At 30.7% G+C, this 26,185-nt stretch carries 23 protein-coding genes; 13 read left to right on the forward strand and 10 right to left on the reverse strand.

Going from position 1 to position 26,185, the window contains the following annotated elements; genetic code table 11:
• Positions 1-4: 4 nt before the first annotated feature.
• The 3 genes from ACTPNM_RS08280 to ACTPNM_RS08290 all read right to left on the reverse strand — a co-directional run bounded on the left by ACTPNM_RS08280 (position 5) and on the right by ACTPNM_RS08290 (position 2,316).
• On the reverse strand, positions 5-1,225 hold the full coding sequence (locus ACTPNM_RS08280) for an Nramp family divalent metal transporter (protein WP_274641045.1): 1,221 nt from the start codon (positions 1,223-1,225) through the stop codon (positions 5-7).
• 106 nt (positions 1,226-1,331) lie between these two features.
• Positions 1,332-1,895, reverse strand: a complete 564-nt coding sequence (locus tag ACTPNM_RS08285) for an RNA polymerase sigma factor (protein WP_274641044.1) — start codon at positions 1,893-1,895, stop codon at positions 1,332-1,334.
• A gap of 217 nt (positions 1,896-2,112) precedes the next feature.
• Positions 2,113-2,316, reverse strand: coding sequence for a membrane or secreted protein (locus ACTPNM_RS08290; protein ID WP_099216576.1), 204 nt, complete (start codon positions 2,314-2,316; stop codon positions 2,113-2,115).
• Positions 2,317-2,450: 134 nt separating this feature from the next.
• On the opposite strand from ACTPNM_RS08290, the gene aqpZ reads away from it, so the two are divergent.
• The gene (aqpZ, locus tag ACTPNM_RS08295) at positions 2,451-3,137 is read left to right on the forward strand and encodes an aquaporin Z (protein ID WP_440121322.1); all 687 of its coding nucleotides are present in this window, start codon (positions 2,451-2,453) and stop codon (positions 3,135-3,137) included.
• Between the two features lie 50 nt (positions 3,138-3,187).
• On the opposite strand, the gene murB is transcribed toward aqpZ, so the two are convergent.
• Both murB and ACTPNM_RS08305 read right to left on the reverse strand, forming a co-directional pair.
• Positions 3,188-4,198 (reverse strand): UDP-N-acetylmuramate dehydrogenase, encoded by a 1,011-nt coding sequence (gene murB, locus ACTPNM_RS08300; protein WP_440121323.1) that lies wholly within the window; start codon positions 4,196-4,198, stop codon positions 3,188-3,190.
• Positions 4,199-5,389: a pyridoxal phosphate-dependent aminotransferase gene (locus tag ACTPNM_RS08305; RefSeq protein ID WP_440121324.1), complete on the reverse strand. Its 1,191-nt coding sequence runs from the start codon at positions 5,387-5,389 to the stop codon at positions 4,199-4,201.
• Between the two features lie 158 nt (positions 5,390-5,547).
• Here ACTPNM_RS08305 and ACTPNM_RS08310 point away from each other — a divergent pair, with 158 nt between their 5' ends.
• Positions 5,548-6,888 carry an aspartyl protease family protein gene (locus ACTPNM_RS08310; RefSeq protein WP_440121325.1) on the forward strand — a complete coding sequence of 447 codons (1,341 nt, stop codon included), beginning with the start codon at positions 5,548-5,550 and terminating at the stop codon, positions 6,886-6,888.
• A gap of 50 nt (positions 6,889-6,938) precedes the next feature.
• On the opposite strand, the gene ACTPNM_RS08315 is transcribed toward ACTPNM_RS08310, so the two are convergent.
• Positions 6,939-7,343 (reverse strand): DUF1573 domain-containing protein, encoded by a 405-nt coding sequence (locus ACTPNM_RS08315; RefSeq protein ID WP_047789497.1) that lies wholly within the window; start codon positions 7,341-7,343, stop codon positions 6,939-6,941.
• A gap of 187 nt (positions 7,344-7,530) precedes the next feature.
• Between ACTPNM_RS08315 and ACTPNM_RS08320 the strand changes: the two genes are divergently transcribed.
• Positions 7,531-10,170, forward strand: a complete 2,640-nt coding sequence (locus ACTPNM_RS08320) for a valine--tRNA ligase (RefSeq protein ID WP_440121326.1) — start codon at positions 7,531-7,533, stop codon at positions 10,168-10,170.
• A 73-nt stretch (positions 10,171-10,243) separates the two neighbouring features.
• Here ACTPNM_RS08320 and ACTPNM_RS08325 read toward each other — a convergent pair whose 3' ends face one another.
• Positions 10,244-10,972 (reverse strand): head GIN domain-containing protein, encoded by a 729-nt coding sequence (locus tag ACTPNM_RS08325; protein ID WP_440121327.1) that lies wholly within the window; start codon positions 10,970-10,972, stop codon positions 10,244-10,246.
• Positions 10,973-10,995: 23 nt separating this feature from the next.
• On the opposite strand from ACTPNM_RS08325, the gene ACTPNM_RS08330 reads away from it, so the two are divergent.
• The gene (locus tag ACTPNM_RS08330) at positions 10,996-11,688 is read left to right on the forward strand and encodes a lysoplasmalogenase family protein (protein ID WP_440121328.1); all 693 of its coding nucleotides are present in this window, start codon (positions 10,996-10,998) and stop codon (positions 11,686-11,688) included.
• Here the strand turns inward: ACTPNM_RS08330 and ACTPNM_RS08335 are convergent.
• From ACTPNM_RS08335 to ACTPNM_RS08345, 3 genes are read right to left on the reverse strand one after another with little or no spacing between them, the layout of a single operon-like run.
• Positions 11,651-12,721, reverse strand: a complete 1,071-nt coding sequence (locus ACTPNM_RS08335) for a hypothetical protein (protein WP_440121329.1) — start codon at positions 12,719-12,721, stop codon at positions 11,651-11,653. The genes ACTPNM_RS08330 and ACTPNM_RS08335 overlap by 38 nt on opposite strands.
• Entirely contained in the window at positions 12,708-13,238 is a 531-nt protein-coding gene (locus ACTPNM_RS08340; protein WP_274641037.1) for a hypothetical protein, read from the reverse strand. Before ACTPNM_RS08340 ends, ACTPNM_RS08335 begins: the two co-directional genes overlap by 14 nt.
• Entirely contained in the window at positions 13,228-13,803 is a 576-nt protein-coding gene (locus ACTPNM_RS08345; protein ID WP_274641036.1) for an RNA polymerase sigma factor, read from the reverse strand. The genes ACTPNM_RS08340 and ACTPNM_RS08345 overlap by 11 nt, the downstream gene beginning before the upstream one ends.
• 191 nt (positions 13,804-13,994) lie before the next feature.
• Here ACTPNM_RS08345 and ACTPNM_RS08350 point away from each other — a divergent pair, with 191 nt between their 5' ends.
• The 9 genes from ACTPNM_RS08350 (at position 13,995) to ACTPNM_RS08390 (ending at position 26,182) form a co-directional block, all read left to right on the forward strand.
• A complete protein-coding gene (locus tag ACTPNM_RS08350; protein WP_274641035.1) occupies positions 13,995-14,852 on the forward strand; it encodes a hydroxymethylglutaryl-CoA lyase in 858 nt (285 codons plus the stop codon).
• A gap of 6 nt (positions 14,853-14,858) precedes the next feature.
• A complete protein-coding gene (locus ACTPNM_RS08355) occupies positions 14,859-15,662 on the forward strand; it encodes a hypothetical protein (RefSeq protein WP_440121330.1) in 804 nt (267 codons plus the stop codon).
• A 36-nt stretch (positions 15,663-15,698) separates the two neighbouring features.
• A complete protein-coding gene (locus tag ACTPNM_RS08360; RefSeq protein ID WP_440121331.1) occupies positions 15,699-17,258 on the forward strand; it encodes a bifunctional metallophosphatase/5'-nucleotidase in 1,560 nt (519 codons plus the stop codon).
• A 136-nt stretch (positions 17,259-17,394) separates the two neighbouring features.
• A complete protein-coding gene (locus tag ACTPNM_RS08365; RefSeq protein ID WP_440121332.1) occupies positions 17,395-18,594 on the forward strand; it encodes a DUF4856 domain-containing protein in 1,200 nt (399 codons plus the stop codon).
• 98 nt (positions 18,595-18,692) lie between these two features.
• Positions 18,693-19,805 carry an imelysin family protein gene (locus ACTPNM_RS08370; protein WP_440121333.1) on the forward strand — a complete coding sequence of 371 codons (1,113 nt, stop codon included), beginning with the start codon at positions 18,693-18,695 and terminating at the stop codon, positions 19,803-19,805.
• Positions 19,806-19,904: 99 nt separating this feature from the next.
• Positions 19,905-21,269 (forward strand): HTTM domain-containing protein, encoded by a 1,365-nt coding sequence (locus ACTPNM_RS08375; protein WP_440121334.1) that lies wholly within the window; start codon positions 19,905-19,907, stop codon positions 21,267-21,269.
• Positions 21,259-23,721, forward strand: a complete 2,463-nt coding sequence (locus tag ACTPNM_RS08380) for a TonB-dependent receptor family protein (RefSeq protein ID WP_440121335.1) — start codon at positions 21,259-21,261, stop codon at positions 23,719-23,721. The genes ACTPNM_RS08375 and ACTPNM_RS08380 overlap by 11 nt, the downstream gene beginning before the upstream one ends.
• Before the next feature lie 242 nt (positions 23,722-23,963).
• A complete protein-coding gene (locus ACTPNM_RS08385) occupies positions 23,964-24,455 on the forward strand; it encodes a hypothetical protein (RefSeq protein WP_440121336.1) in 492 nt (163 codons plus the stop codon).
• Positions 24,456-24,460: 5 nt separating this feature from the next.
• Complete coding sequence (locus tag ACTPNM_RS08390; protein WP_440121337.1) at positions 24,461-26,182, forward strand: tetratricopeptide repeat-containing sensor histidine kinase; 1,722 nt, start codon at positions 24,461-24,463, stop codon at positions 26,180-26,182.
• Positions 26,183-26,185 lie beyond the last annotated feature (3 nt).

The following is a 26,185-nucleotide window of genomic DNA, read 5'->3' on the forward strand; positions in this document are numbered from 1 at the left end:
AGATTTATAAACTAAGTAAAAACCAAATACTAAATCCGAACAAAAAAACAATACCTATAAGACTCAAAATACGTAACCCTATACTTGGTCTGTATTTTTTAGGAGTGTGTTTACCAGTAATTAATATATAGTTGAGAATAGCATAAAAAGGAGCTGTTAAAAAAGATAAAACTGTAGCTATTCTTACAAGAAAAACCATATCACTTAAAAAGTAATATAGAATAACAGAAGTTCCAAGTGTTAACAATATCAACCAAAACCAATACCCTAGTTTTATTTTTTTTGAAAAAAGTAAAAAAGAAGATTTTTCCATGGCTCTAGGTGAAGCATCTAACGTTGTAATGGTAGTGCTAAACATAGTAGTAAAAGCTGCTACTCCAATAAACACAGAAGAAAACTCTCCTAAGTTTTTAGTGTATAAATTAATTAATTGAGAAGCAAAAACAGTTCCTTTACTAGAGAATGATTCCCCAGATTGATACATTACCAATGCTCCTAGCATAACGAAACAAACCCCTAAAAATAAAGCTCCAATATATCCAATATTAAAATCAAAAATAGCTTGCTTGGGTTTAATTTTTACAAAAGTAGTTTTATCTTTTTCTACCGACCATAATGAGTGCCAAATAGAAATATCTAACGGAGCTGGCATCCATCCTAAAAAGGCAATTAAAAAAGTAACTTGGGCAGTTCCGCTTGGTACTATTTGTTGAAAACTAAAACCTTTATCAGTTTTAAATAAAGCAATGTTTACAGCTACTATGGTGCTAATGGTTAAAATAGCAATAATATACTTCATTAAGTTATCTAAAAACTTGTACTTACCAATACCCAAAAAAACAATGCTAACGAGCATAATTAATACTGACCATGTAACTAAATCAAGAGAAATACCAAAAAGGTTAGAAGCTAAACTAGCTGTAACAATGGTAACTGCTGCTTGAATGGTAAACATGGTAGCAAGGTTTAAGATAAAATAACTTACTAAGACTCCTTTACCTAGTTTTTTATAGCCGTCTAACAGTGTTTCACCGGTTGCTGTAGCATATCGAGGACCAAATTGAAAAAAAGGATACTTAATAATATGTACTAGAAGAAGTGCCCAAAGTAAACCAAAACCAAAATCGGCACCAGCTCTGGTAGATTGTACTAAATGAGAAACACCTATAGCAGCACCAGCAAATAATATTCCAGGACCCAATAAGTTTAAAAGAGATTTTTTCATTGAGGGGATAGGAGTTTAGTTTGCTATAAAACCTGCTTAGGTTCTTCGAAGCTGTTAGTAAATAATTTAAAAATCATAAAAACCTGAATTTTAAAGGTTTTGCAATTTATGATTTCTTTATTATTTCAGCTAATAATTTTTTTGCACGTAATAACTTTACCTTAACATTGTTCATAGGTTCTCCTATTTGCTCAGAAATTTCCTTATAACTCAACTCTTGAAAATATCGAAGATTAATAACTTCTTGATACTTTGGTTTTAGCTTTTTAATGTCTTTTAGAAGCTTTGCTAAATTTTGTTCAGTAATAATTTTGTCTTCAGGAGAAGGGGCATCATCAACAACAGCATAAACTTCTTTTTCTTGTTCTTCTGTTGTTTGAGTGTATATACTAGACTTTTTCTTTCGAAGAGAGTCAATATATACATTTTTAGAAATTGTAATCAACCAAGTTTTAAATTGGTAACTTTCATCAAAAGTATCTATTCTATCAAAAGCTTTAGAAAAAGTTTGAATGGTAATATCTTCAGCATCGTTATCATTCTTAGTTTTTTTTAGTTGAAAAGCGTATACAGTTCCCCAAAAAGTATCTAATAAATAATTAAAAGATATCTGATTTCCTTTTTTTGCTTGTTGAATGTGATGAAGTACTTTTTCTTGATTTATTTCCAATGCTTAGGTTCGAAATTTGATTTGATATAAAGATACTAATTTGCAGCAATACTAAACAAATATCAAGAAATGGTAATAAGAAAACAAAACTTTCTTATGTTGATTTTCCAAGAGAGATAAGTTAATACACTATCTGCATAGCCATAGCTACATAAGTAGCGTAGAGTAGGAGTATGTGTTGTAAAGAAAGTAAAGGGGTTGGTTGAGTGATGTTTACTTAGTTATGTTGAGGCTCATTACAAGTATCAAACTGGTCTGGGGTTTTACCACAAAATCCGCAAGCTTCACCGCTTTCGTTTAACATTGGGTTTTGACTAGCACAAGTACCAGCAAACTCTCCGTCTTTTTTTGCCCAAATTTTAATGGCAATTCCAGCAAATGCTAAAGCTAATAATCCTATGGTAACAAAAATTAATTTCATGATGTATTGTTTTGTACTGCAAAGATACAAACTTCCAGTTTTTCTATATAGAATAAAGAGAGATTTATAAAGTTGTGACTTTTATCTGTTAGAGTGTCTTATGTTATATAATCAATTAATTTAAAAATATGGATATGAAAAAATATTTTGCTGAATTCTTCGGAACATTTTGGTTAGTTTTTGGAGGTTGTGGTAGTGCAATTTTTGCAGCTGGTTTCCCTGAGCTAGGAATAGGTTTTGCGGGAGTCGCCTTAGCATTTGGCTTAACAGTATTAACAATGGCGTATGCTGTAGGGCATATTTCAGGAGGTCACTTTAACCCCGCAGTTACTATTGGGCTTTGGGTTGGTGGAAATCATACTGCTAAAGAAGTAGTACCATATATTGTGTCACAATTAGTAGGTGCTGTATTAGCAGCTATTTTTTTATATTTAATAGTAACAGATAACGACGGATTTGAAACACTTGGGAGCTTTGCAGCTAATGGTTATGGAGAGTTATCTCCTGGTGGTTATAATTTAACAGCCGCTTTTATAGCTGAGTTTTTGTTAACTATGTTTTTTTTACTAATTATTTTAGGAAGTATTCATAAAAATGCTCCGAAAGGTTTTGCACCAATTGCAATTGGTTTAGGGCTAACTTTAATTCATTTAATTAGCATTCCTATAACCAATACATCTGTTAATCCAGCACGTTCTATGAGTCAAGCATTATTTGCTGGCGGAGGTTATTTGTCGCAGGTATGGTTGTTTTGGGTAGCGCCTATTGCAGGAGCAATTGTAGGAGGTTTAATTTATAAAGCTTTGTTTGAAAAAGAATAGAAAAAATAGGTGTAGAAATATAAAGGAGCGTAACTACTGCGCTCCTTTTTTTATTGAATAATATTAACTTCTATTTCAAGATTAATATCAAATGTATCTTTAATAGTATGTTGAATTTTTTGCGCTAATTCATAAATTTCTTTTCCTGAGGCATCTCCATAATTTACTAAAACTAGGGCTTGTTTTTCATGAACACCGAAGTTACCGAAACTCTTTCCTTTAAAGCCACTTTGTTCAATTAGCCAACCAGCAGGGACTTTAATTTCGGTATCTGAAATCACATAACTAGGAATGTTTGGATATTTTTTTTGAAGTTTTTCAAAATGTTCTTTAGAAATTACTGGGTTTTTAAAGAAACTTCCGCTATTACCAATCTCTTTTGGGTCGGGTAATTTAGATTGACGAATAGCAATAACAGCATCAGAAATATCTTTAATGGTTGGATTTGTTATTCTTTTTGAAGATAATTCAGATTCTATTGCTCCGTAAGAAGTATTAAGCTTATGATTGTTTTTAGTTAATTTAAAACTAACAGAAGTTAATATATACTTTCCCTTAGCTTTATTTTTAAAAATGGAATTTCGATATCCAAATTGGCATTCTTCAGCAGAAAAAGAAACGAGTTTTCCTGTTTTTATTTCAATAGCTTCTACTTTAGTTATAGTATCCTTTACTTCAACTCCGTAAGCTCCAATATTTTGAATAGGGCAAGTACCTACATTTCCAGGAATAAGCGATAAGTTTTCTAAACCGCCATAATTTAGAGAAACACACCATAATACGAACTCGTGCCAATTCTCGCCAGCATTTACAGTTATGTAGACATCGTTATGGTTTTGTTGATCTATTGAAATTCCTTTAAAATTAATATGTACAACTAAGGTTTCAATATCTTTGGTAAGTAACATGTTACTACCGCCAGAAATTAAAAAAATGTCTTTTTCCTCTTTTAAAAGTTGTTGTAATTGGTATACTGAAGTAATAGAAACAAAACGTTTGGCATTTACATCAATACCAAACGTGTTGTATTCTTTTAAAGATATGTTTTCTTGAATATTCAATTAACTATTGTATTTTTCTAAAGCGATTTTTAATATCTCAACTGAACGTTTTAAGTCCGCTTTGTTTAAAACATAGGCTATACGCACTTGGTTTTTTCCTTCCCCTTCGGTAGAGTAGAATCCACTTGCAGGAGCTACCATTACTGTTTCGTTATTATCATTGAATTTCTCTAAAATCCATTGCGCAAAATCATCAGTATCTTTAACTGGAAATTCAACAACACAGTAAAAAGCACCTTTAGGATTAGCAACTTTTACACCGTCTATTTTTTGTAATTCAGTGATTAACGTATTTCTACGATCTTCATACTCCTCTATAACTTCATCAAAATAACTTTGAGGCGTATCTAAAGCAGCTTCACTGGCTATTAAAGCATACGTTGGTGGGCTTAAACGGGCTTGTGCAAACTTAAGAGCTGTATTTATAAACTCTTCGTTTTTAGAAACTATACAACCAATTCTTGCACCACACATACTATAACGTTTCGATACAGAATCAATCATAATAGCATTTTGTTCTAATCCTTCAAAAGCCATAACTGAGTTATGTTTTTCACCATCGTACGTAAACTCACGGTATACTTCATCAGCAATTAAAAATAAATCGTGTTTTAACACAATTTGTTTTAGCTTTTCAATTTCCTCTTTACTGTATAAGTATCCAGTTGGATTTCCAGGGTTACAAATTAAGATAGCCTTAGTTTTAGGAGTAATTAACTTCTCAAAATCTTCAATTGCAGGTAAGGCAAAATTATTTTCAATTTTAGAAATAACAGGAACTACTTTCACACCCGAAGCAGTAGAAAAACCATTATAGTTAGCATAAAAAGGCTCAGGTATAATTATTTCATCTCCTGGATCAGTAATACTACCAATACTAAATAGCAAAGCTTCAGATCCCCCAGTAGTAGCAATAATATTATTTGCAGTTACATGAATATCATTTTTAGCATAGTAATTAGCAAGTTTAGTTCTGTACTCTTCTGAACCTTCAGATCTAGCGTATGATAATACTTCAATAGTATTGTTTTTTACAGCATCTAAAGCAACTTGTGGTGTTTTAATATCAGGTTGACCAATGTTTAAATGATAAACTTTTGTTCCATTTTTTTTAGCAGCCTCAGCAAAAGGAACCAATTTACGAATTGGTGATTGAGGCATAGCATTTCCTTTACTAGAAATTGATGGCATTTTTAAAATAAATTAGTTGTTTGAAAAGCAAAATTGCGAAATATATTTGAGAGTATCAGAATGTTTATTGGAAAAAAAACGGTTAAAAAAATCATAAAAACCAGAAAATCTAAAATGAAGATTGTATCTTTAAGTATATAACCATAAAATAAGTTCTTTTGAATAGATTATTACTATACTTTTTTGCGCTTTTTTTTAGCGTGTCTGCCTTTACTCAACAAAATTTTCAGTTTTTAGGCAAGGAAACTGATAAACAGTCTTTAAGATTTCAATTAATTAATAATTTAGTAGTCATTCCCTTAGAAATTAATGGACATCAGTTATCATTTATTTTAGATACCGGTGTAAATAAAACAATCTTATTCAATTTAACATCTAAAGATAGTGTAGGTTTAAATAATGTAAAAAAGGTGTTCATAAGAGGTTTGGGTAGTGGAGAACCAGTAGAAGCCTTGTTTTCTAGAGGTAATAATTTTAGAATTAAAAACATTGCTAGCTCTAATCAAGGATTATATGTCGTTTTAAAAGATGCTTTTGATATTTCTGCTAAAATGGGTACAACCATTCATGGAATTATAGGGTATGATTTATTGAAAGACGTAATAGTTAAAATTAATTATGTAAATAAACGAATAGATTTTTATAATCCTAAAACATATAACTTGAATGTATGTAATAAATGTGAAAGTTTTCCTTTGCAGTTTTACAGAAATAAACCTTATATAGATGTTAAGGTACAAGTTGATACAGTAGCTAATACAATGTTACCAGTAAAATTATTGATTGATACTGGTGGTAGTGATGCAGTTTGGCTGTTTGAAGGAACAAAAGAAGAATTAAAAACGCCTAAAAAATTTTTTAAAGATATAATTGGAGAAGGTTTCAGTGGTACTATTTATGGGAACAGGAGTAGAGTTCCTAAAGTTTCTATAGGGAAGTTTAAAATAGGGGAGCCAACAGTATCTTTTTTAGATTCTTCATCAACTTTTAATGCTAGACAATTTAAAGAAAGAAATGGTAGTATTGGAGGAGGAATTTTAAAACGTTTTAAGGTATGGCTTGATTATCCTAATAAAAGAGTCGTGCTAAAAAAGAACGCTTCATTAAATAAAGGATTTTATTACAATATGAGTGGCTTACATATAGTGTACGACGGACAAGAGTTAATAAAAGAAAAAGGAGCGACTAAGTTTGAAGACAGTTATAACGTGAATAATCAAACTCCTAAAAACAATGTAATTTCTTTAGTTAGTACTTTCTTTTATCGTTTTAAACCTAAGTACAAAATAGATAAAGTAGTAGAAAAATCACCTGCTTTTAAAGCTGGTCTTCAAGTTGGAGATGTAATAAAGAGAATTAATGGAAAGGCGGCACATGAATATCATTTAAATGAAATTATAGACATGTTTCATACAAAACCAGGAAAAAAAATAAGAATAGAAGTTGAGAGGGTAGGAGTTAGGCTTAAATTTATGTTTAAACTTGAACAAAGGATATAAAAAAAAGCTCAACTTAAGTTGAGCTTTTTTTATATATATAAAGTAAGTTTTTAGCTATCGCTTACTGTACTTTTCTCTTTAGCAGGAGTAGCATCCTTAACAATGAATCCTTTAATTTTAACTCTTTTTCTTTTGTTTTTAGCATTTGAAATAACAGTTAAAGTTTTAGAGAAACCACCTAATCTTTTAGTGTCATAAGAAACTTCAATTTGTCCTTTTTTACCTGGCATAATTGGTTCTTCAGGTTTAGTAGGTACTGTACATCCACAAGGAGATACGATATCCTTAATTATAATAGGAGCTTCACCTACGTTTGTAAATTCAAATACGCGTTTTCCTTCAGACCCATAAGCTATCTTTCCATAGTCAATAGTTTCAGTTTCAAATTTAAATTCTTGAGCGCTTACTGTTAAGGTGATAAAGCAAACAGCGATAAATGATAAAATTGTTCTCATAATGTTAAAAATTAATTTTTTAGGGTATTAACCGCTACAAATTTAGTATTATTTCTTTAAGTTCTAAAAAAACAACCTCTAATTTTCTGTACCTCATAGATAGTTGTATTTTTGCTAATCGAATTTCAAAAACAATGCCAAAGGTTAAAAAATGTTAAATTATTAACCATAAAGATACACATAACATATGAATATTCCATCAAAATATAATTCTAAAGAAGTAGAAGGAAAATGGTACGATTACTGGATGAAGCACAATTACTTTCATTCAGAAGTAGATGAACGCGAACCCTATACAATTGTTATACCGCCGCCAAACGTTACAGGAGTATTGCATATGGGACATATGTTAAATAATACTATTCAAGATGTGTTAATTCGTCGTGCCCGTTTGCAAGGAAAAAATGCATGTTGGGTTCCAGGTACCGATCATGCTTCAATTGCTACAGAAGCGAAAGTAGTAGCGAAGTTAAAAGAACAAGGTATTGATAAAAATGATTTAACACGTGAAGAATTCTTGGCACATGCTTGGGAATGGAAAAATGAATACGGTGGTATTATTTTAGATCAATTAAAAAAGTTAGGAGCCTCTTGTGATTGGGAACGTACAGCTTTTACTATGGATCCTGCCTTGTCAGAATCAGTAATAAAAGTATTTGTTGACCTGTATAACAAAGGTTACATTTATCGTGGATATCGTATGGTAAACTGGGATCCTGAGGCTAAAACTACACTTTCTGATGAAGAGGTTATTTATGAAGAGCGTCAAGGGAACTTATATTACTTACAATATGATATTGTTGACTCTGATGAAAAAGTAATTATAGCAACAACACGCCCTGAAACTATTTTAGGAGATACTGCTATCTGTATCAACCCAAATGATGAACGTTTTACACATTTAAAAGGTAAGAAAGCTATTGTTCCTCTATGTAATAGGGAAATCCCAATTATTGAAGATGAATATGTAGATGTTGAATTTGGTACAGGGTGTTTAAAAGTAACTCCTGCACACGATGAAAATGATAAAGCTTTAGGAGATAAGCACAACTTAGAGGTAATAGATATCTTTAATGAAGATGCTAGTTTAAATTCTTTTGGTTTACATTATGAAGGAAAAGATCGTTTTGTGGTTCGTAAAGAAATTACCAAAGAATTAGAAGAAAAAGGATTTTTAGTAAAAACTGAAGTTCATACTAACAAAGTTGGTACATCTGAAAGAACTAAAGCAGTAATTGAACCAAGATTATCAGATCAATGGTTCTTAAAAATGGAAGAGCTAGTTAAGCCAGCTATTGAAGCTGTTTTAGGTGAAAATAGAGAGGTGAAGTTATTCCCAAAAAAGTTTGAAAATACGTATCGTCATTGGATGGAAAATATTCGTGATTGGAATATTTCTCGTCAGTTATGGTGGGGACAACAAATCCCTGCTTTCTATTTTGGAGACGGAAAAGAAGACTTTGTAGTAGCTGAAAATATGGAAGATGCTGTAAAACTAGCTCAAGAAAAAACAGGAAATGCATCATTAACTACTTCTGACTTAAAACAAGATCCAGATGCATTAGATACATGGTTTTCTTCTTGGTTATGGCCAATGAGTGTTTTTGACGGAATCCGAAATCCTGAGAATGAAGAAATCAAATATTATTATCCAACAAACGATTTAGTTACCGGACCAGATATTTTATTCTTCTGGGTAGCACGTATGATTATTGCTGGATATGAGTATAAAGATGAACGTCCTTTTGAAAATGTATACTTAACAGGGTTAGTACGTGATAAGCAACGTAGAAAAATGAGTAAATCCTTAGGGAATTCACCAGATGCTTTAAAGTTAATTGAAGATTTTGGGGCAGATGGAGTTCGTGTAGGATTATTATTAAGTGCAGCGGCAGGAAACGATTTATTGTTTGATGAAGATTTATGCCAACAAGGAAAAGGATTTGCAAATAAAATTTGGAATACCTTCCGTTTAATTAAAGGTTGGGAGGTTGATGAAAGTTTGGTACAACCAGAAACGGCTAAAATAGGGTTAGCTTGGTATGAGGCTAAGTTCAATAAAGTGTTGTTAGAAATAGAAGATCACTTTAGTAAGTACCGTTTATCAGATGCGTTAATGGCAATTTATAAATTAATTACAGATGATTTTTCATCGTGGTTATTAGAAATTGTAAAGCCAGGATACCAACAGCCAATTGATGCAAAAACCTACAAGGCTGTAATAGAAGTATTAGAGAATAACTTAAAAGTATTGCATCCATTTATGCCTTTCTTAACAGAAGAGATATGGCAACACATTACTGAAAGAACCCCAGAAGATGCATTAATTATAGCTAAATATCCGACTGTAGGAGAAACAAACGAAGAGTTGATTACGAATTTTGAGTTTGCTACCGGAGTCGTTTCAGGAATTAGAACTATTAGAAAAAACAAAAATATTTCGTTTAAAGATGCGGTGGAGTTATCAGTAGTGAATAACGAAAACTTTACTAAAGAGTTTGATGTAGTAATTCAAAAGTTAACGAATGCTTCAGAAATTAATTATGTTTCTGATAAAGTTGATGGAGCAGCATCTTTCCGTGTAAAATCGAATGAATATTTTGTTCCAATTTCATTAGATACCATTGATGTAGAAGCAGAAATAACTAAACTAAATGCGGAGTTAAAAAGAGCGGAAGGTTTCTTAACAGGAATCCAAAAGAAGTTATCTAACGAGCGTTTTGTAAGTAATGCACCAGAAAAAGTAATTACTTTAGAACGTAAAAAAGAATCAGATACATTAGCAAAAATTGAAACGATTAAAGCTAGTTTAGCTTCGTTGCAATAATGAAAGTAAATCTAGATAAATAAAAAATCCGCTGTAAACTTACAGCGGATTTTTTTATTGCGGTTATTTAATTTTAATTTCTGTCAATAACATCTCCAGAACCTAAAGAGTTACTATCTATTTGTGAAGGTTTTCCTTTGTAATATACACTTCCAGAACCCACTACTGTAGCTTTTATTTTATTACTAACAGTAGCTAACACATCGCCAGAACCAGCAATGCTAGCTTTTAAAGAATTGGTTTTTAAATCGTAACCTTTTACATTTCCAGAGCCACCAATAGCACATTTTAAGTTATCAGTTTTTCCTTTAAGCTTAATATTTCCAGAACCACCTATAGATGCTTTAACAGTATTAGCGTCAACACTAGCAACGATATTTCCTGAACCACCTAAAGCAAAAGAAGCCTCATCAGCTTTTATGCGTTTTTTGGCAATTACATTTCCTGACCCTCCTAAAGCAACCGATTTAATATTTTCAAAAGGAACAGTAACTATTAATTTTTTAGTGGTTTTAATATTGGTGTTTTCTTTAAAGTTAATATTTAACTTCCCTTTTTTTACCTCAGTTTCTATATATTTTAAAATGTTTTCTTCACCTTCTAAGGTTATTTTACCTTCAGTTCCGTCAATTAAATAAACATCAAAGGAACCTCCAACATTCACTTTGTCAAAAGAACTAATCTTTCTAGTTTCTGTGATAACTTTTCCATTACCTTTAACTTTTTTAGAACCCCACCAGCTTTGAGAGTTAACGGTGAATGATAAGAGAATTAAAACGGTAGTAATAAATTGTTTTTTCATTTTTAGTTATATTTAGCGTTAGTATGATGTCATTTAGTTTTAAAATTTTTAGTGTTGCTTATATTGTAGTAAGTGTTTTATCATTATTTTTTATTGATGTTGATAAACCTATTACAGAGCTAATTCTAAAAATATTTTCTTTACAGTTTTTATCTTTTTTGTACTTAAGTTCTTCTCAAAAAATAAATTATTGGTACTTACTTATATTAATGAGTTCTGTTGTATCAGATGCTCTTTTAATTTTTGAGGATGATTTTTTAAAAGGAGGAGTTTTTTTATTGTTACTAAATAGAGTTTTATATTTAATAATAGCCAGAAAAGCTATGTATAAAACAAAACTTAAAACGTTGCTTACCTACCTTGTACCAGGGTTAATACTTTTTTTAATTATTTCGGTTTTATTAAGACCTTATTTAAAAGAACTCTCGTATTCAATTTTTATAATTTGCTTTTTAAATGCTACTATAGTTGGAATAACCTTTTTTAATTTTTTAAATAAAATGAGTAAAGAAAATTTGTTTTTCTTCTTAGGAATCTTTCTAATTATTACAGCTGATTTTTTAATAGCGTATAATAAATATATAGATTATAAGCTTTACTATGTTATAACGTACACTATAGTATATTATATTGCTCGTTACTTAATTTGTATTTCTATGATCGAGAAAAAAAGAGGAATTAATCATTTAATTTTAAAGAAACGCCTCCGTATCTAGACTTTATAGTAATAGTAGAGTTAGAGTTGTCTTTACCAAAAGTTCCTTCGTAATATTTTTTAGAAGATTTACTAATGCTTTTAAACATTTTTACATGGTTATCAGGATATCCAAACCCGGCATAACCTAGATCAATAGTAAAATTAAAGTTGTTATTACTACTAGTACCAAGTTTAATACCTGCATAACTACCATCTATAACAATACTTTCAAATCCTTTTTTAATATTTCTAACTCTTACACCACCATAGTCGGTATCAATTTTTAAGTTTTTTCTAAGAGTTCCTATTTTTATACTAGCATAATCAGAATTACCAGTAATATTTGAGGCGTCATCCACCGAAATACTTCCGTAGTCACTATTAAAGTCAACATTGTTTGCTGTACCAATTTTCATAGTTGAATAGTCGGCATTTACTTTTAAGTTTTCTGACTTTATAATAGCTAACTTAGAGTAATCAACACTTAGGTTTCCTGATTTCATAAAATTAATTTCAGAAGTACCACAATAATCTAAGTTAATGTTATTAGTTTCATTTAGTAATTGGTCAATTTGTATTTTACCATAATCACAGTTAATATTGGATTTACCTTCTAGTTTATCTAATTCAATATTTCCGTACTTATTGTTTAAATCGGCATTATTGGTAACAGGCATTTTAACAAAGTAATTAATCTTGTAGTTTGTGTTATTACTGCCCCACCAAGACCAGCTAGATTTTGTTTTTTCAATAATAGTTCTAGCTTCTACTAAACTGGGAGTAGACTCAAATCGAACATCAATCGCTTTTAATTTACGTTCAACGTTAGACAAATCATTACCTTTTACAGTTATTTTTACATTAATCTCTATCCTGTTTTCGTTCCAAGTAGTCACGTTTACATTACCATATTTATTGTTAATATATAAGGTAGCGTTTTTGTTAACAGCAAAAGTTTTACGTATGTTTTTGCTTTTTTCGTGTTTTTTATCATTCGCTACTAAAAGAGTAGGAATGAATAGTAGTAGGAAAAATAATTTATATAATTTCATCTTCTAATATTTCTATTTTAGCGGGATTTTGTTGTAATTCTAATCGTAAAAGAAGTTTTTCTAACACATCTAATCTTTGTTGATAATTTTGTATCATTTCTCTGATAATTTGATGCTTGTTTTCTCTTTTAGATAATTCTTTTACAAGGGTTTTATATTGGTCTTCTAGTTCTTCAATTTCGTTTAAAGAATCTTCAATAACCGTTTCAGTTTCTAAATTTCTATATTGTTCAACCTCTTTTAACTCTTGATTTATAGTTGTTACAAAAAAGTTTTGAGCTTCAGCCATTTTAGGTGAAATATCAGCTAAATCGTAAGTGTTCTTTTGCTGATAACTACCTAGATAAAAACCTAAAACTAATACCACAGATGCTGCAATACTCATCCAAAAGTAAGACGGTCTTTTAGCTCTTTTCGGTGTTTCTAGTTTTCGTTGAAAGCGATTTAAATGCCCTTGATGAGGCTCAAAAACATCAAAGTCATTTTCTTTAAAAAATTGATGCAGTTTATCCTCCATATACTTCTGTTTTATTAGTATTACTTGCTAATACCTGTTTTAACTTCTTTTTTGCTCTAGATACCGTTGTACGTACATTTTCATTAGTATAATTTAGTATTTGAGCGATTTCTTCATAATCATAGCCTTCAATTAGGTTTAAAGTCAATACAATTCTGTAATTATCCTTTAAGCTTTGTAAACAGTTTATAACTCTTTTAACTTCTAGTGAGCTATAATCTATTTCAATATCTTCAACTTCATAGCTAGGAATCACATCCATCCTTACTTCATCATATCGAGTAACTTTTTTTAACTGGGTTAAACTTTTATTAATTACAATTCTTTTTAACCATGCACCAAAAGTAACTTCACCTTTAAAAGTATCTAATTTCGTAAAAGCAGTTAAAAATGCTTCTTGAATTAAATCTTCTGCTTCGAACTCGTCTTTTAATATACGATACGATGTGTTATACATAGCTTTGTAATAGCCCTGATAAACCTGCATTTGAGCAGAGTTATCGTTCTTTTTACAGCGTTCGATTAGTTGGTTGATATGTGTTTGTTGCGACTCCAATGAAATCATTCTATACTAGAGACAATTTAACTTTTAAATTGTGACAGTTTACATCAATAAAAATAAATATTTTTCATAATTCAATCTTTTATTTATTGTATTTTATTGATAATTAAATGGTTGTGTGTTTGTTTTTTTATTAAAGTTGAGTAAGCAATGCTAAGTAAAAAAAATGAATCAAAATATGTATATTTGACACAATGGTTAACAGTGTTAAAATTATTGAATGTCCAAGGGATGCAATGCAAGGAATTAAAAGCCATTTTATTCCCACAGAGACGAAGGCTAAATACATCAATTCACTGTTAAAAGTGGGATTTGATACGATTGATTTTGGAAGTTTTGTGTCGCCAAAGGCAATTCCGCAAATGAGAGATACAGCTGAAGTTTTATCTAAGTTAGATTTATCTACTACTACAAGTAAACTTTTAGCAATTGTGGCAAATGTGCGAGGAGCAAATGATGCTTCACAGTTTGAAGAAATTGATTATTTAGGATATCCTTTTTCGATATCAGAAAATTTTCAAATGCGTAATACGCACAAAACAATAGATCAATCTATAGATACCTTAAGAGAGGTATTAGCAATAGCAAACCGAACAAATAAAGAGGTAGTAGCTTATTTATCAATGGGGTTTGGAAATCCTTATGGAGACCCTTGGAGTGTTGAAATAGTAGGAGAATGGACAGAAAAACTTTCGTCGTTTGGTGTTAAAATCTTATCTTTGTCAGACACAATTGGGAGCTCAACACCTGAAGATATAGACTACTTGTTTTCAAACTTAATACCTAGTTATCCTCAAATAGAATTTGGAGCTCATTTACATACAACACCAACTAAATGGCATGAAAAAGTTGACAGTGCTTTTAAAGCAGGTTGCCGACGTTTTGATGGAGCTATTAAAGGTTATGGAGGTTGTCCAATGGCTAAAGATGAGTTAACAGGTAATATGCCAACTGAAAAGTTATTGTCTTATTTTACAGCAAATAAAGTAGCAACCAATATTAAACCAATGAGTTTTGAAAGTGCTTATAATAAAGCATTAGAAGTTTTTTAAAAGATTATGAAACTAAATATTATTTTTCTTTTTTTCTTTTTTTCAGCCTTTTCTCAATCCACAAATAGTGAAAGGATAGGGGTGTGGAATGTGAATGGTAGTAAAATAATTAAAAATCAATCGGTAAGTGATGAATTAGCTGCTTATTATTGGGGTGAATTTAATAGGATTTTCCCGAAAGAGCTTACCCAGAAATATATAAAGCGTATTGTTTTAATGACGGATGGGGTAGATGAAAAAACAGGAGCTTTAGTTGCATTGAGTTCAAAAAATGATAAATGGCAGTTAGAAATAGATATTAGAGATGTTAATTTTGAAACTAAAGATAAAAGAAGGTTACACGAGTCAGTATATACTTTAGTACATGAGTTTGGGCACTTATTAACACTAAATAGAACCCAAATAAGACCAACAGATAAAAGGGAACAAGAAGAAGGAGAGTTATATTTAACTCTTGAAGGAGAAGCCTATAAAAACAGTTATATAAATAGGTTTGTTAACATATTTTGGAAAGGAGCATTATTAAATCGTTGGGATGTTATTCAACGAAAATACTGTTATACAGAGGCTAATTGTGTAGAAAAATTGTATGATTTATATTTAAACAATAGAACAGAATTTCTTACTGATTATGCTGCTGAAAGCCCAGAAGAAGATATTGTTGAAAGCTGGACAGCCTTTGTGTTAAGGCCTAAGATTAAAAAACCTAGAACTATAGCACATAAAAAAATAAACTTTTTTTATCAATTTCCAGAATTGGTAGAGTATAGAAAAATGATAAGACAAAACACTCGTCAATATCTTCATTAGAATTCGTAAATTTGGTTTTCTTATAAAAAAAACCAAATGAAGCAATTTAAAACCCTATTACTACTTTTAATAACTTGCACTATAGTTAGTTGTGGTTCTCCAAAAAAGAAAATTGATACAACTACATTAGAGACAACGTATCAGTTTAAAAAAGATAATGATAAAAGCTATTTTACATTACTGCAATTAAACGATGTGTATGAAATTGCCCCAATTCAAGGAGGAATGTATGGAGGAATGGCAAGAGTAGAAACAGTTCACAAACAACTTTTAAATGAAGATAAAAACACCATGCTAGTATTAGCAGGAGATTTTTTATCACCTTCTTTACTAGGAACAATGAAGTATAATGGTGAGCGAGTAAGAGGGAAACAAATGGTAGAGGTTATGAATACTATGAACTTTGACCTTGTTGCGTTTGGAAATCATGAATTTGATTTAAGTTTTACACATTTACAAGATCGTTTGAATGAGAGTAAGTTTGATTGGATATCAGGCAATGTATTGCATAATGTTGATGGTAAACACTCTTATTTTCATAAAATCGTTGATGGAAAAAAAGAAACGTTAAAAGATTCTTTCATTAAAGAATTTAAGAATTCAGATGGGACTACTTTAAAAGTAGGGTTTATAAGTGTTTGTATTCCTTCAAACCCCAAAAGTTACGTGCATTATGGAGATATGTATAAAGAAATACAACGCTCTTATAATGAAATAAAAGATAAAGTTGACATCGTATTAGGGTTAACTCATGCATCACTTACACAGGATAAAGAAATAGCAAAACTTTTACCAAGCGTACCATTAATTATGGGTGGTCACGAACACACTAATAGTTACACAAGAGTAGGAGAGGTTACAATTGCAAAAGCAGATGCTAACGCAAAAACGGCCTATATTCATAGGTTTGAATATAACCCAAAAACCAAAAAAGTTAACTTTAAATCTGAGTTAAAAGAAATTAATAAATCAATCCCTTTTGATGCGAGTGTAAAAGAAGTTGTAGATAAATGGCAAGCAGTCTTAGAAGATAAAATTCAAGAAGTAGTATCGAATCCTTATGAAGTAATATACAAGGCAGCTGAACCTTTAGATGCAAGAGAAAGTACAATCAGAGTTGTACAAACCAATATGGGTAAAATTATTGCAGAATCAATGAGCTTAGCTTATAATAATGAAGTAGATTGTGCTTTGGTAAATGGAGGATCTGTACGAATAGATGATAAATTATCAGGAGATATAAATGCTGTTGATATTTTTAGAGTATTACCATATGGAGGAGAGATTTTAAAAGTTGAAATTAAAGGAAGCTTATTAAAGAAGGTGTTAAATTTTGGTGTAGAATCTTCAGGAACAGGAGCCTATTTACAAAGATTTAATGCTAATAAAGAAAAAGGAGAATGGATACTTAAGAATGGTAAACTTCAAGAAGACCAAACTTATACAGTTGCTTTTTCAGATTATTTATTAAGAGGACTTGATATTCCGATGCTTTCAAGTAAAAGTGAAGGGGTTTTAAGTATTTATACGCCAAAAAAAGAAGAAGTAGCATATGATATACGTAAAGCAGTTGTTAATTTTCTTAAGCTCAAATAGTTTTAAAGTCTTGTTTATTAGTGATATAATTATAAGTGTTAAAATTTATTTAAAATAAGTCTTAATAAGATTTGTAAGGTTGGATTTCTTATATAAATTTGCCAAACAAAATTAATTAAAACTTAATCTAAATAAAATGAAAAGAGTAATCCTTTCTATGATAGCTATATCAGCTTTAGTGTTTACTTCTTGTTCGAGTGATGACGAGCCAGTAAACTCAGTAAAAGCACCAGCTACTTATAAATTTGAAAGAAATAATGAATCCTCAGTAAGTTTTTCAGGTCAAACGACTCGAATTAAAATGGCTACTGAATTAATTACAGCATTAAAAAATACGGCAAAAACTGAAGCTGATTTAGATAAGATGTTTGCACATGCTGAAGGAGATGCAGACTTTACCGATGCAACATTAAACGCTTCAGGTAAAAATGTACGTAGTAAAACAGCAGCTTCAACCGATTTCTTTTCTGCAAATACAACAGAAGCTAATGCAATTAAAGCTCAATTTGATGCTTGGATAAAAGAGCAAGTAGATGATGTATTTCCAAACTGGGATGTTGACGCAGTAGCAGGAACAGCAGGTAAACTTCAACAAAATGGAGGAGGTTCTATTAGATACATAAACGGAAAAGGAGTTGAGCTGAATCAAATTTTTGCAAAATCATTAATCGGAGGTTTAATGGTTGATCAAATGTTAAATAACTACTTAGGTACAGCTGTATTAGATGCAGGAAGTAATATTACTAACAACGATAATGATGTTGTTGAGGAAGGAAAAAGTTATACAACAATGGAGCATAAGTGGGATGAGGCTTACGGTTACTTATATGGTAACGAAGCTAACCCAGCTGAACCAGTATTAGAAGCTGATAAGTTCTTAAACGAATATTTAGCAAAAGTAAATGGAGATGATGATTTTGCTGGTATAGCAGATGATATTTACAATGCATTCAAGTTGGGAAGAGCAGCTATTGTAGCTAAAAATTATGATGTTCGTAATGAGCAAGCAGAAATTATTCGTGAAAAAATTTCAAATGTAATTGCAATTAGAGGGGTATATTACTTACAACAAGGTAAAAATTTATGGGTGACCGATAGGGCAGCAGCATTTCATGCTATTTCAGAAGGTTTAGGATTTATTTACAGTTTACAATTTACTCGTAAAAATAATGCTACAGAAGCATACTTTACCAAAACAGAAGTAGAAGGTTTATTAGAAGACTTATTAGGAACAGGAAATGGTTTATGGGAAGATACTACACCAGCAACATTAGATACTGTTTCTGAAACTATCGCTGCTAAATTTAACTTCACTGTAACAGAAGCAGGGAGCTAACAAGCAAATAATTTAAGAATTCTTATAAAAAGTAGTTATGATTTCATAGCTACTTTTTATATTTGCAAAAGTTTTATTTAGAATAAATAGAAATAAAAATGATTAAAAAGTTTTTACCTTTCCTATTACTTGCAGTTGTAGTTTATGCTTGTAGTTCAGATAGTTCAGATAACCCAACACCATCAGATGGCTTTGATAGAGGAGCAATGCTAACACATTTAGCAGATAATATAATTATACCTTCTTTTGAATCGTTTGATAACCAGTTAACTACGTTAGAAACAAAAGCAACTTCTTTTACAGATGCTCCTAATGCAACAACTTTAGCAGAAGTACGTACAGCTTGGTTAAATGCTTACAAAGCATGGCAACACGTGGAAATGTTTAATATAGGTAAGGCAGAAGAATTAGGTTTCGTAAACTTTTTTAATATTTATCCGCTTACGGTTATAGATGTAGAAAGTAATGTAAGTAACGGAACATACGATTTAAATAGTTCTAACAACCATGACGCACAAGGTTTTCCAGCGTTAGATTATTTATTGTATGGCGTAGCAGCAAATGATACTGCTATTTTAGAAAAATACACAACGGATGCAAATGCAGCTAATTACAAAAAATATATAACTGATGTGATTGCTCAAATGAGCGGATTAACAACTGCAATTCTTAACGATTGGAAAGGAAGTTATAAGAATGAGTTTGTAGGTGCAACAGGAAATACAGTGACTTCTTCTGTAAATAAAATGGTAAATGATTATGTTCAACACTATGAAAAATCAATTAGGACTAATAAGGTCGGAATACCAACAGGAACTTTTTCAAGTGGAACTACCTTTCCTGAAAAAGTAGAAGCATATTACAGTAAAACAGTTTCAAAAGAGTTAGCTTTAGAAGCATTGAATGCTTCACAAAATTTCTTTAATGGAAAACATTTCACAAGTAATATAACAGGAGTTTCATTTAAAAGTTATTTAGAGTATTTAGATAGAAATGATTTATCAGTAGCTATAATCAATCAATTCAATAGTGTTAGAACTCAAATCAATACGTTGAATAATAGTTTTTCAGATCAAATAACAAACGATAATACTGCAATGACTAAGACATATGATGAGCTACAGAAAAACGTTATATTACTAAAAACAGATATGATGCAAGCATTTAATATTAGTATTGATGCTGGATATGTAGATAATGATGGAGATTAATCATTGAAAACAAAATAACAAAGCTGTCTATGAAAATAGGCAGCTTTTATTAAAATAACTATTTAGTCATACTTTTTGTAGGTGAAGCATATCATAAAAATGATTTCTAAAAATTACCTTTCAAAGCAAATAAATTCAGCCCCTTTGGCTGTTTTTCGTGTTTTTTTTGGAGTTATGATGCTTTTTGGTATCCTACGATTTTGGTATCATGGCTGGATAGAAAAACTATATTTACAACCTACATTTCACTTTTCATATTACGGTTTTGAATGGATAAAACCTATTGGGAATTATACATATTTACTATTTATAATTAGTGGTTTATCAGCAGCATTGGTGGCTTTAGGATTTAAATATAGATTGGCTATTATAACATTCTTTCTAAGCTTTACCTATATAGAGTTAATGGATAAAACAACCTATTTAAATCATTACTACTTTATAAGCATCCTAAGTTTTGTACTAATCTTTTTACCAGCAAATGCTCGCTTTTCTCTAGATGCTTACCTAAGAAAAAGAGAATATATAAATGTGCCAAAATGGACAATAGATAGTGTAAAATTGCTTTTAGGAATTGTATACTTTTATGCAGGTTTAGCAAAATTAAATTCCGATTGGTTATTCAGAGCACAACCACTAAAAATATGGTTACCATCAAAATACGATTTACCTTTTATTGGTAATAATTTAATGCAACAAGAATGGTTTCACTACACAATGAGTTGGTGTGGAGCTTTGTATGATTTATCAATTCCTTTTTTATTATTGTATAAAAGAACACGTTTGTTAGCTTTCGGGTTGGTTGTGTTTTTTCATGTATTTACTAGGGTTTTATTTCCTATAGGTATGTTTCCTTTTATAATGATTGTTGCGACACTCATTTTTTTCGATGCCTCTTTACATGAAAAAATTATTCAATATATAAAACGAGTGTTCTCAATTTCATCAGAAACAGTTCAACAAGTTAAAGAATATACATATCCAAAACTTAAAAAGAAAGTTATCCTATCAATCTTAGGAACTCTTTTTATACTTCAAATTCTATTACCATGGCGTTACTTATTGTATCCAGGAGAATTATTTTGGACAGAAGAAGGTTTTCGTTTTTCGTGGCGAGTTATGTTAATGGAGAAAGCAGGTTATGCAAACTTTAAGATTGTTGATGGTGAAACAGGGAAGTTTTTTTATGTAAACAATGCTGATTTTTTAACCTCTTTTCAAGAAAAGCAAATGAGCTTTCAGCCTGATTTTATTTTGGAATATGCTCATTATTTAGGAGATCACTTTAAAAAAGACGGTCATAAAAATATAGAAGTCTACGTGGAGAGTTTTGTAGCATTAAACGGACGATTAAGTCAACCATATATAAAACCTAACATAGATTTATATAAACAAAAAGAAAGCTTTAAACATAAAGATTGGATATTACCTTTTAATGATAAAATTAAAATTTATGGACTATAAACATATGTTCAAACACACACAATTAGCTCAGAATATAGTAAGGTTAATATGTGTATTATTTTTTACTGCCTCAACTTTTGCTCAAAACAAAGTTTCAGGTGTGGTAACTTCTGAAATGAATACGAAGTTGCAAAATGTAAAAGTATATAATAAAACAGGTAGATTGTTAGCAGAGACTAACGGTAAAGGGTTTTATCAATTTTCAACTGAAAAAGAACAATTAGAATTGTTATTTTATGTTGAAGAGTACCAATTAAAAGAGCTTAAAATTACAGTTGTAAAAGACGTTGTATTAAACGTTCAATTAAACTCTTTTTCAGAGGAGTTATCAGAAATACAAATCAAAACACAACGAAGAAAAGTATTTGAGTTAAAACGCTTAAAAGATGTTGAAGAAACAGCCATTTTTGCCGGAAAAAAGACTGAAGTTGTTTTAGTAAATCAATCTACAGCAGCATTAGCTTCTAATAACGCACGTCAGTTATACAGTCAAGTAGCAGGATTAAATATTTTTCAGAATGATGATGCAGGTTTACAGTTAAATATTGGTGGTAGAGGATTAGATCCAAACAGAACCTCTAATTTTAACACACGTCAAAACGGATACGATATTAGTGCAGATGTGTTAGGGTACCCAGAAAGTTATTATACACCACCGGCAGAAGCATTGAATGAAATTCAAATTGTAAGAGGAGCAGCTTCGTTACAATATGGAACTCAGTTTGGAGGACTAGTAAACTTTATAATGAAGAAACCGAACCCTAACAAACCATTAGAAATCATTACAAGAAATACTTTAGGAAGTAATAACTTATTTACCAACTTTACAAGTGTTGGAGGAACCAAAGGTAAATTTAGCTACTACGGATATTACAATTACAAGCAAGGAGATGGTTTCCGTTCGAATTCAGAATTCGATTCAAAAAATGCCTTTGCACATTTAGGATATGAGATCTCAGACAAAACAAAGCTAGAAGCAGAAATTACATATTTGAAATATGTAGCTCAACAAGCAGGTGGATTAACTGATGCAATGTTTGTAGAAAACCCTTTTCAGAGTAATAGAGAACGTAATTGGTTTCAAGTAGATTGGTTTTTGTACAATCTTAAGTTAGCACATCGTTTTTCAGATAAAACAAATTTCACATTTAATTTCTTTGGTTTAAATGCTTCGAGAGATGCTGTAGGGTATAGAACTAATAGAGTTAGTGATGAAGATCCTGGTAGAGAAAGACAAGTTATAAAGGGAGATTTTAATAACTTCGGATTTGAAGCTAGGTTATTATCAGAATATGAGTTATTCAATAAAAAAGCTACTTTTTTAATAGGGAGTAAGTTTTATAAAGCAAATAACACATCAGCGCAAGGCCCGGGATCTGAATTGTCAGATGCTGACTTTAAAATTTACTCAGAAGAGTATCCAAACTATCCAAGACAATCAAACAGTACATTTCCTAATTTAAATATTGCATTGTTTGGAGAGAATATTTTCTATTTAAATGATCAATGGTCAGTAACTCCAGGTTTTCGTTTAGAACATATAAAAACCGAAAGAGAAGAATTCATAACTGATATTACTACTGATGCAGCAGGAAATGTGATAAATAGAAATGAAAGAGACGAGGAAGAAACAAAAGAACGTACTTTTTTACTATTAGGAGTAGGAACTAGTTACAAGCCTAATAACTCAATAGAATTTTATGGAAATGTTTCACAAAACTATCGTTCAGTAACCTTTGCAGATATCAGTACTGCAAATCCTGCTTTTGCAATAGCAGAAGATATTACAGATGAAAAAGGATTTACAGCCGATATAGGAGTAAGAGGAGATTTTAACAAAGTAGTATCATATGATGTAAGTGTTTTCGGACTTTTTTATAATGATAGAATAGGTATTTATACAAGACCAGATGGTAAACCAGAAAGAGATAATATTGGAGATGCAAGAATTCTTGGTGTAGAGAGTCTTTTTGATTTGAATCTAAAAAAGATATTTGATATAAATAGCGATTATAACTTTAATTACTTTGTAAATACTTCCTATACAAACTCAGAGTATACCTCTTCAATAGCAAATGGAATCGTAGGTAATAAAGTAGAATTTGTACCAGAATTTAACTTTAAAACCGGTGTTAAGTTCGGTTATAAAAACTTATTATCAAGCTTACAATATACTTACCTAACACAACAATTTTCTGATGCATCGAATGCTGTTATAGCAGATTCAAATTCCAGTATCGCTAAAATAAGTGGAGTAGTAGGTGAAATTCCTGCTTATGGAGTATTAGACTTCTCAGCTTCTTACAAATACAAAATTTTCAAGTTAGAAGCAGGGGTAAATAACCTGTTAGACGAAAAATATTTTACCCGTAGGGCAACAGGATACCCTGGACCAGGTATTATACCATCCGCTCCGAGAAACTGGTATGTAACATTACAGTTCAAAATTTAAAATAAAGGGAGAAGCTTCGGTTTCTCCCTTTATTATTTACAGGGTATTAATATAACAGCTTTATCGTGTTAATAAAGGCTTTCGAAAACTATTAATAATATTTGTTTTGCTTGCGGAAGAACTAGGAGTTTTATAGAGGAGTATTTATCTAGATACTCCTCTATAAATTATTAACAAACTATTTTTTCTTTTCTTTTTATAATTGTAAATTTAGCCAATAACCAAATTAAAATTATAAAAACATGGGAAACCCAGTAAACGTTAACGGAGTTACATTAACATTAAAAGATTTTAGAAAATTTGACACCAATATTAGTGTTGATAATGTACCTACAGGCCCTTTAGTAAACATGTCTAGAGATGAGTCAGGAAACAGTACAACTCCTAACACCGTAACGGTTTTAGCTTACTTACCAGACAATACATTAAACTCAGTTGATAACACAAACGGATTACAACTACAAGGAAATGAAATCTATTTAAATTACTACGGAGTAACACCAACACAAATCTTAAACAAAGATGGTGGGTATGATACGGTAAGTTGCAGAGACTTTAGAGTAGAATTTAATTGTGATGAAGTAGCTAGTCAATACGATTTATATTATGTACAGTTCGCTTATCAATTAGACGAAGGAACTCCTTCTGTAGATATGATTTTAGTACGTAGTGAAAATGATGATCCAGAAACAGATAGAGGAACTGTAACTGCGCCAGCAAAAAGTGGACAGTAAAAATCATGATAAAAGTTTCACTACTTTTTTTTGTTTTATTTACAGGGTATTTATTTTCCCAAAATGATAAAACAGATTTAGATTATTTTTATGAAGAAGCAAATTTTTTATGTAAAGAGAGTGATAATGATTTAGATTATTTTTGTAAGGCATATTCTTTATACAGAAAAGCATCCTATGATTCATGTTATGTATATAGCGGTAAATCTTTGTCTAAAGTAAAAGAGCAGAGAAAAAAAGATGTACTAAACTATATACAAGGTGTTAGTGCTATAATGAAAGGATTGCATAAAAAGGCTAAGAGCAATTTTAAAACAATTTCAAATAATAATAATTTCCAACAATTAAAATATCTTAAGCTAGGTTCTATAAATTTAATTTTAAAAAATTATGATAGTTCCATATATTATTATGAGAAATGGGAGTCAGGTGGAATAAAAAAAAATATTAAACTTGGTAGAGATGCTTATCATAACTTAGGATTAAGTTATCTTCATAAAAAAGAATATACTAAAGCAAAGGAATATTTTCAAAAAGAATTGAATTTAGTTCAGGTTAGAGATACAGCTGCTATTATAAGAACTAAAATGGACTTAGCAAATGTATATTATAATCAATATTTAGATGATGAAGCAATTCCATTATTTATAGAGGCGTATGATTTAGCAAAATTATTTTCTGATTTAGAACTTAAACAATATACAGCCAAAAACATGGCGGTTGTAGAGAAGAATAGAAAAAACTACCAAAAAAGTGTAGACTACTATATAGAATACGGTCGTTGGAAAGACTCTATTTGGAACCGTGATAAAATTTGGGAGCTTACAGAAAAAGACAAACAATTAGCCGTAGCTCAAAAGCAACAAGAAATTGTTTTACAAGAAGAAGAGTTAAAGCGTCAAGCAGTGGTGCAAAAGAGTTTGGTCATAGGAGCTTCTGGTTTATTAGTTTTTCTCGGGTTTTTAGGTTATTTTTATAGAGAGTTAAAAAGTAAAAATAGGTTTATTACCCAACAAAAAGAGGAGTTAAACGTAGCTAACAAAACCAAAGATTATTTGTTTTCTGTAGTGTCTCATGATTTACGTTCGCCAATTAATACAATTAAGCGACAACACGAAAAGCTAAAACGACAGTTAAAAAACAAAGAATACGACGCAGTAAGTGAAACTACCAATAATGCTATTGCATTAACAGAAAGCACGAGTCACTTATTAAATAATGTATTGCATTGGTCGTTAGAGCAAAACAATCAGTTATCGTTTAAAGCAGAGGAATATCCTTTAAAACCGTTGGTAGAACAAGCTGTTTATAATTTTGAAGAGATTGCAGAAGCTAAAAACATTGCACTAACGACCATGTTAGAAGCTACTATTTTAGTGAAAGCAGACAAAGAGTCCTTAAAAATAGTATTGAGAAATTTGTTAGATAATGCACTAAAATATACAGGAGAAAACGGTAAAATTGAAGTAAAAACCTATAATGACTCTGAAGAATTTAGTACAATTGAAATTAAAGACACAGGTTTTGGAATTTCAGAAGAAAAACTAGCAAAAATTAAAGGATTAGAAGATTTAAGTATTGACAAAATTAACAGATCTGAGGGCGTAGGGCTAGGTATGTTACTATGTCAAACACTTATTAAAAAGAATAATGGAAAATTACTCATAGATAGTGAGTTGGAAGTGGGGACAACTATACGAATTTTGTTACCCAACGCAAGCGCATAAATT

The organism is Tenacibaculum sp. Ill, assembly GCF_051938915.1.
Lineage (GTDB): Bacteria > Bacteroidota > Bacteroidia > Flavobacteriales > Flavobacteriaceae > Polaribacter > Polaribacter larymnensis.

What these genes read in the sequence shown, in the direction of transcription:
- ACTPNM_RS08280 (WP_274641045.1), bottom strand. Translation starts at nt 1,225, where the DNA reads ATGAAAAAATCTCTTTTAAACTTATTGGGTCCTGGAATATTATTTGCT.
- ACTPNM_RS08290 (WP_099216576.1), bottom strand. Translation starts at nt 2,316, where the DNA reads ATGAAATTAATTTTTGTTACCATAGGATTATTAGCTTTAGCATTTGCT.
- aqpZ (WP_440121322.1), top strand. Translation starts at nt 2,451, where the DNA reads ATGAAAAAATATTTTGCTGAATTCTTCGGAACATTTTGGTTAGTTTTT.
- ACTPNM_RS08305 (WP_440121324.1), bottom strand. Translation starts at nt 5,389, where the DNA reads ATGCCATCAATTTCTAGTAAAGGAAATGCTATGCCTCAATCACCAATT.
- ACTPNM_RS08315 (WP_047789497.1), bottom strand. Translation starts at nt 7,343, where the DNA reads ATGAGAACAATTTTATCATTTATCGCTGTTTGCTTTATCACCTTAACA.
- ACTPNM_RS08320 (WP_440121326.1), top strand. Translation starts at nt 7,531, where the DNA reads ATGAATATTCCATCAAAATATAATTCTAAAGAAGTAGAAGGAAAATGG.
- ACTPNM_RS08325 (WP_440121327.1), bottom strand. Translation starts at nt 10,972, where the DNA reads ATGAAAAAACAATTTATTACTACCGTTTTAATTCTCTTATCATTCACC.
- ACTPNM_RS08330 (WP_440121328.1), top strand. Translation starts at nt 10,996, where the DNA reads ATGATGTCATTTAGTTTTAAAATTTTTAGTGTTGCTTATATTGTAGTA.
- ACTPNM_RS08335 (WP_440121329.1), bottom strand. Translation starts at nt 12,721, where the DNA reads ATGAAATTATATAAATTATTTTTCCTACTACTATTCATTCCTACTCTT.
- ACTPNM_RS08340 (WP_274641037.1), bottom strand. Translation starts at nt 13,238, where the DNA reads ATGGAGGATAAACTGCATCAATTTTTTAAAGAAAATGACTTTGATGTT.
- ACTPNM_RS08345 (WP_274641036.1), bottom strand. Translation starts at nt 13,803, where the DNA reads ATGATTTCATTGGAGTCGCAACAAACACATATCAACCAACTAATCGAA.
- ACTPNM_RS08350 (WP_274641035.1), top strand. Translation starts at nt 13,995, where the DNA reads ATGGTTAACAGTGTTAAAATTATTGAATGTCCAAGGGATGCAATGCAA.
- ACTPNM_RS08355 (WP_440121330.1), top strand. Translation starts at nt 14,859, where the DNA reads ATGAAACTAAATATTATTTTTCTTTTTTTCTTTTTTTCAGCCTTTTCT.
- ACTPNM_RS08360 (WP_440121331.1), top strand. Translation starts at nt 15,699, where the DNA reads ATGAAGCAATTTAAAACCCTATTACTACTTTTAATAACTTGCACTATA.
- ACTPNM_RS08365 (WP_440121332.1), top strand. Translation starts at nt 17,395, where the DNA reads ATGAAAAGAGTAATCCTTTCTATGATAGCTATATCAGCTTTAGTGTTT.
- ACTPNM_RS08370 (WP_440121333.1), top strand. Translation starts at nt 18,693, where the DNA reads ATGATTAAAAAGTTTTTACCTTTCCTATTACTTGCAGTTGTAGTTTAT.
- ACTPNM_RS08375 (WP_440121334.1), top strand. Translation starts at nt 19,905, where the DNA reads ATGATTTCTAAAAATTACCTTTCAAAGCAAATAAATTCAGCCCCTTTG.
- ACTPNM_RS08380 (WP_440121335.1), top strand. Translation starts at nt 21,259, where the DNA reads ATGGACTATAAACATATGTTCAAACACACACAATTAGCTCAGAATATA.
- ACTPNM_RS08385 (WP_440121336.1), top strand. Translation starts at nt 23,964, where the DNA reads ATGGGAAACCCAGTAAACGTTAACGGAGTTACATTAACATTAAAAGAT.
- ACTPNM_RS08390 (WP_440121337.1), top strand. Translation starts at nt 24,461, where the DNA reads ATGATAAAAGTTTCACTACTTTTTTTTGTTTTATTTACAGGGTATTTA.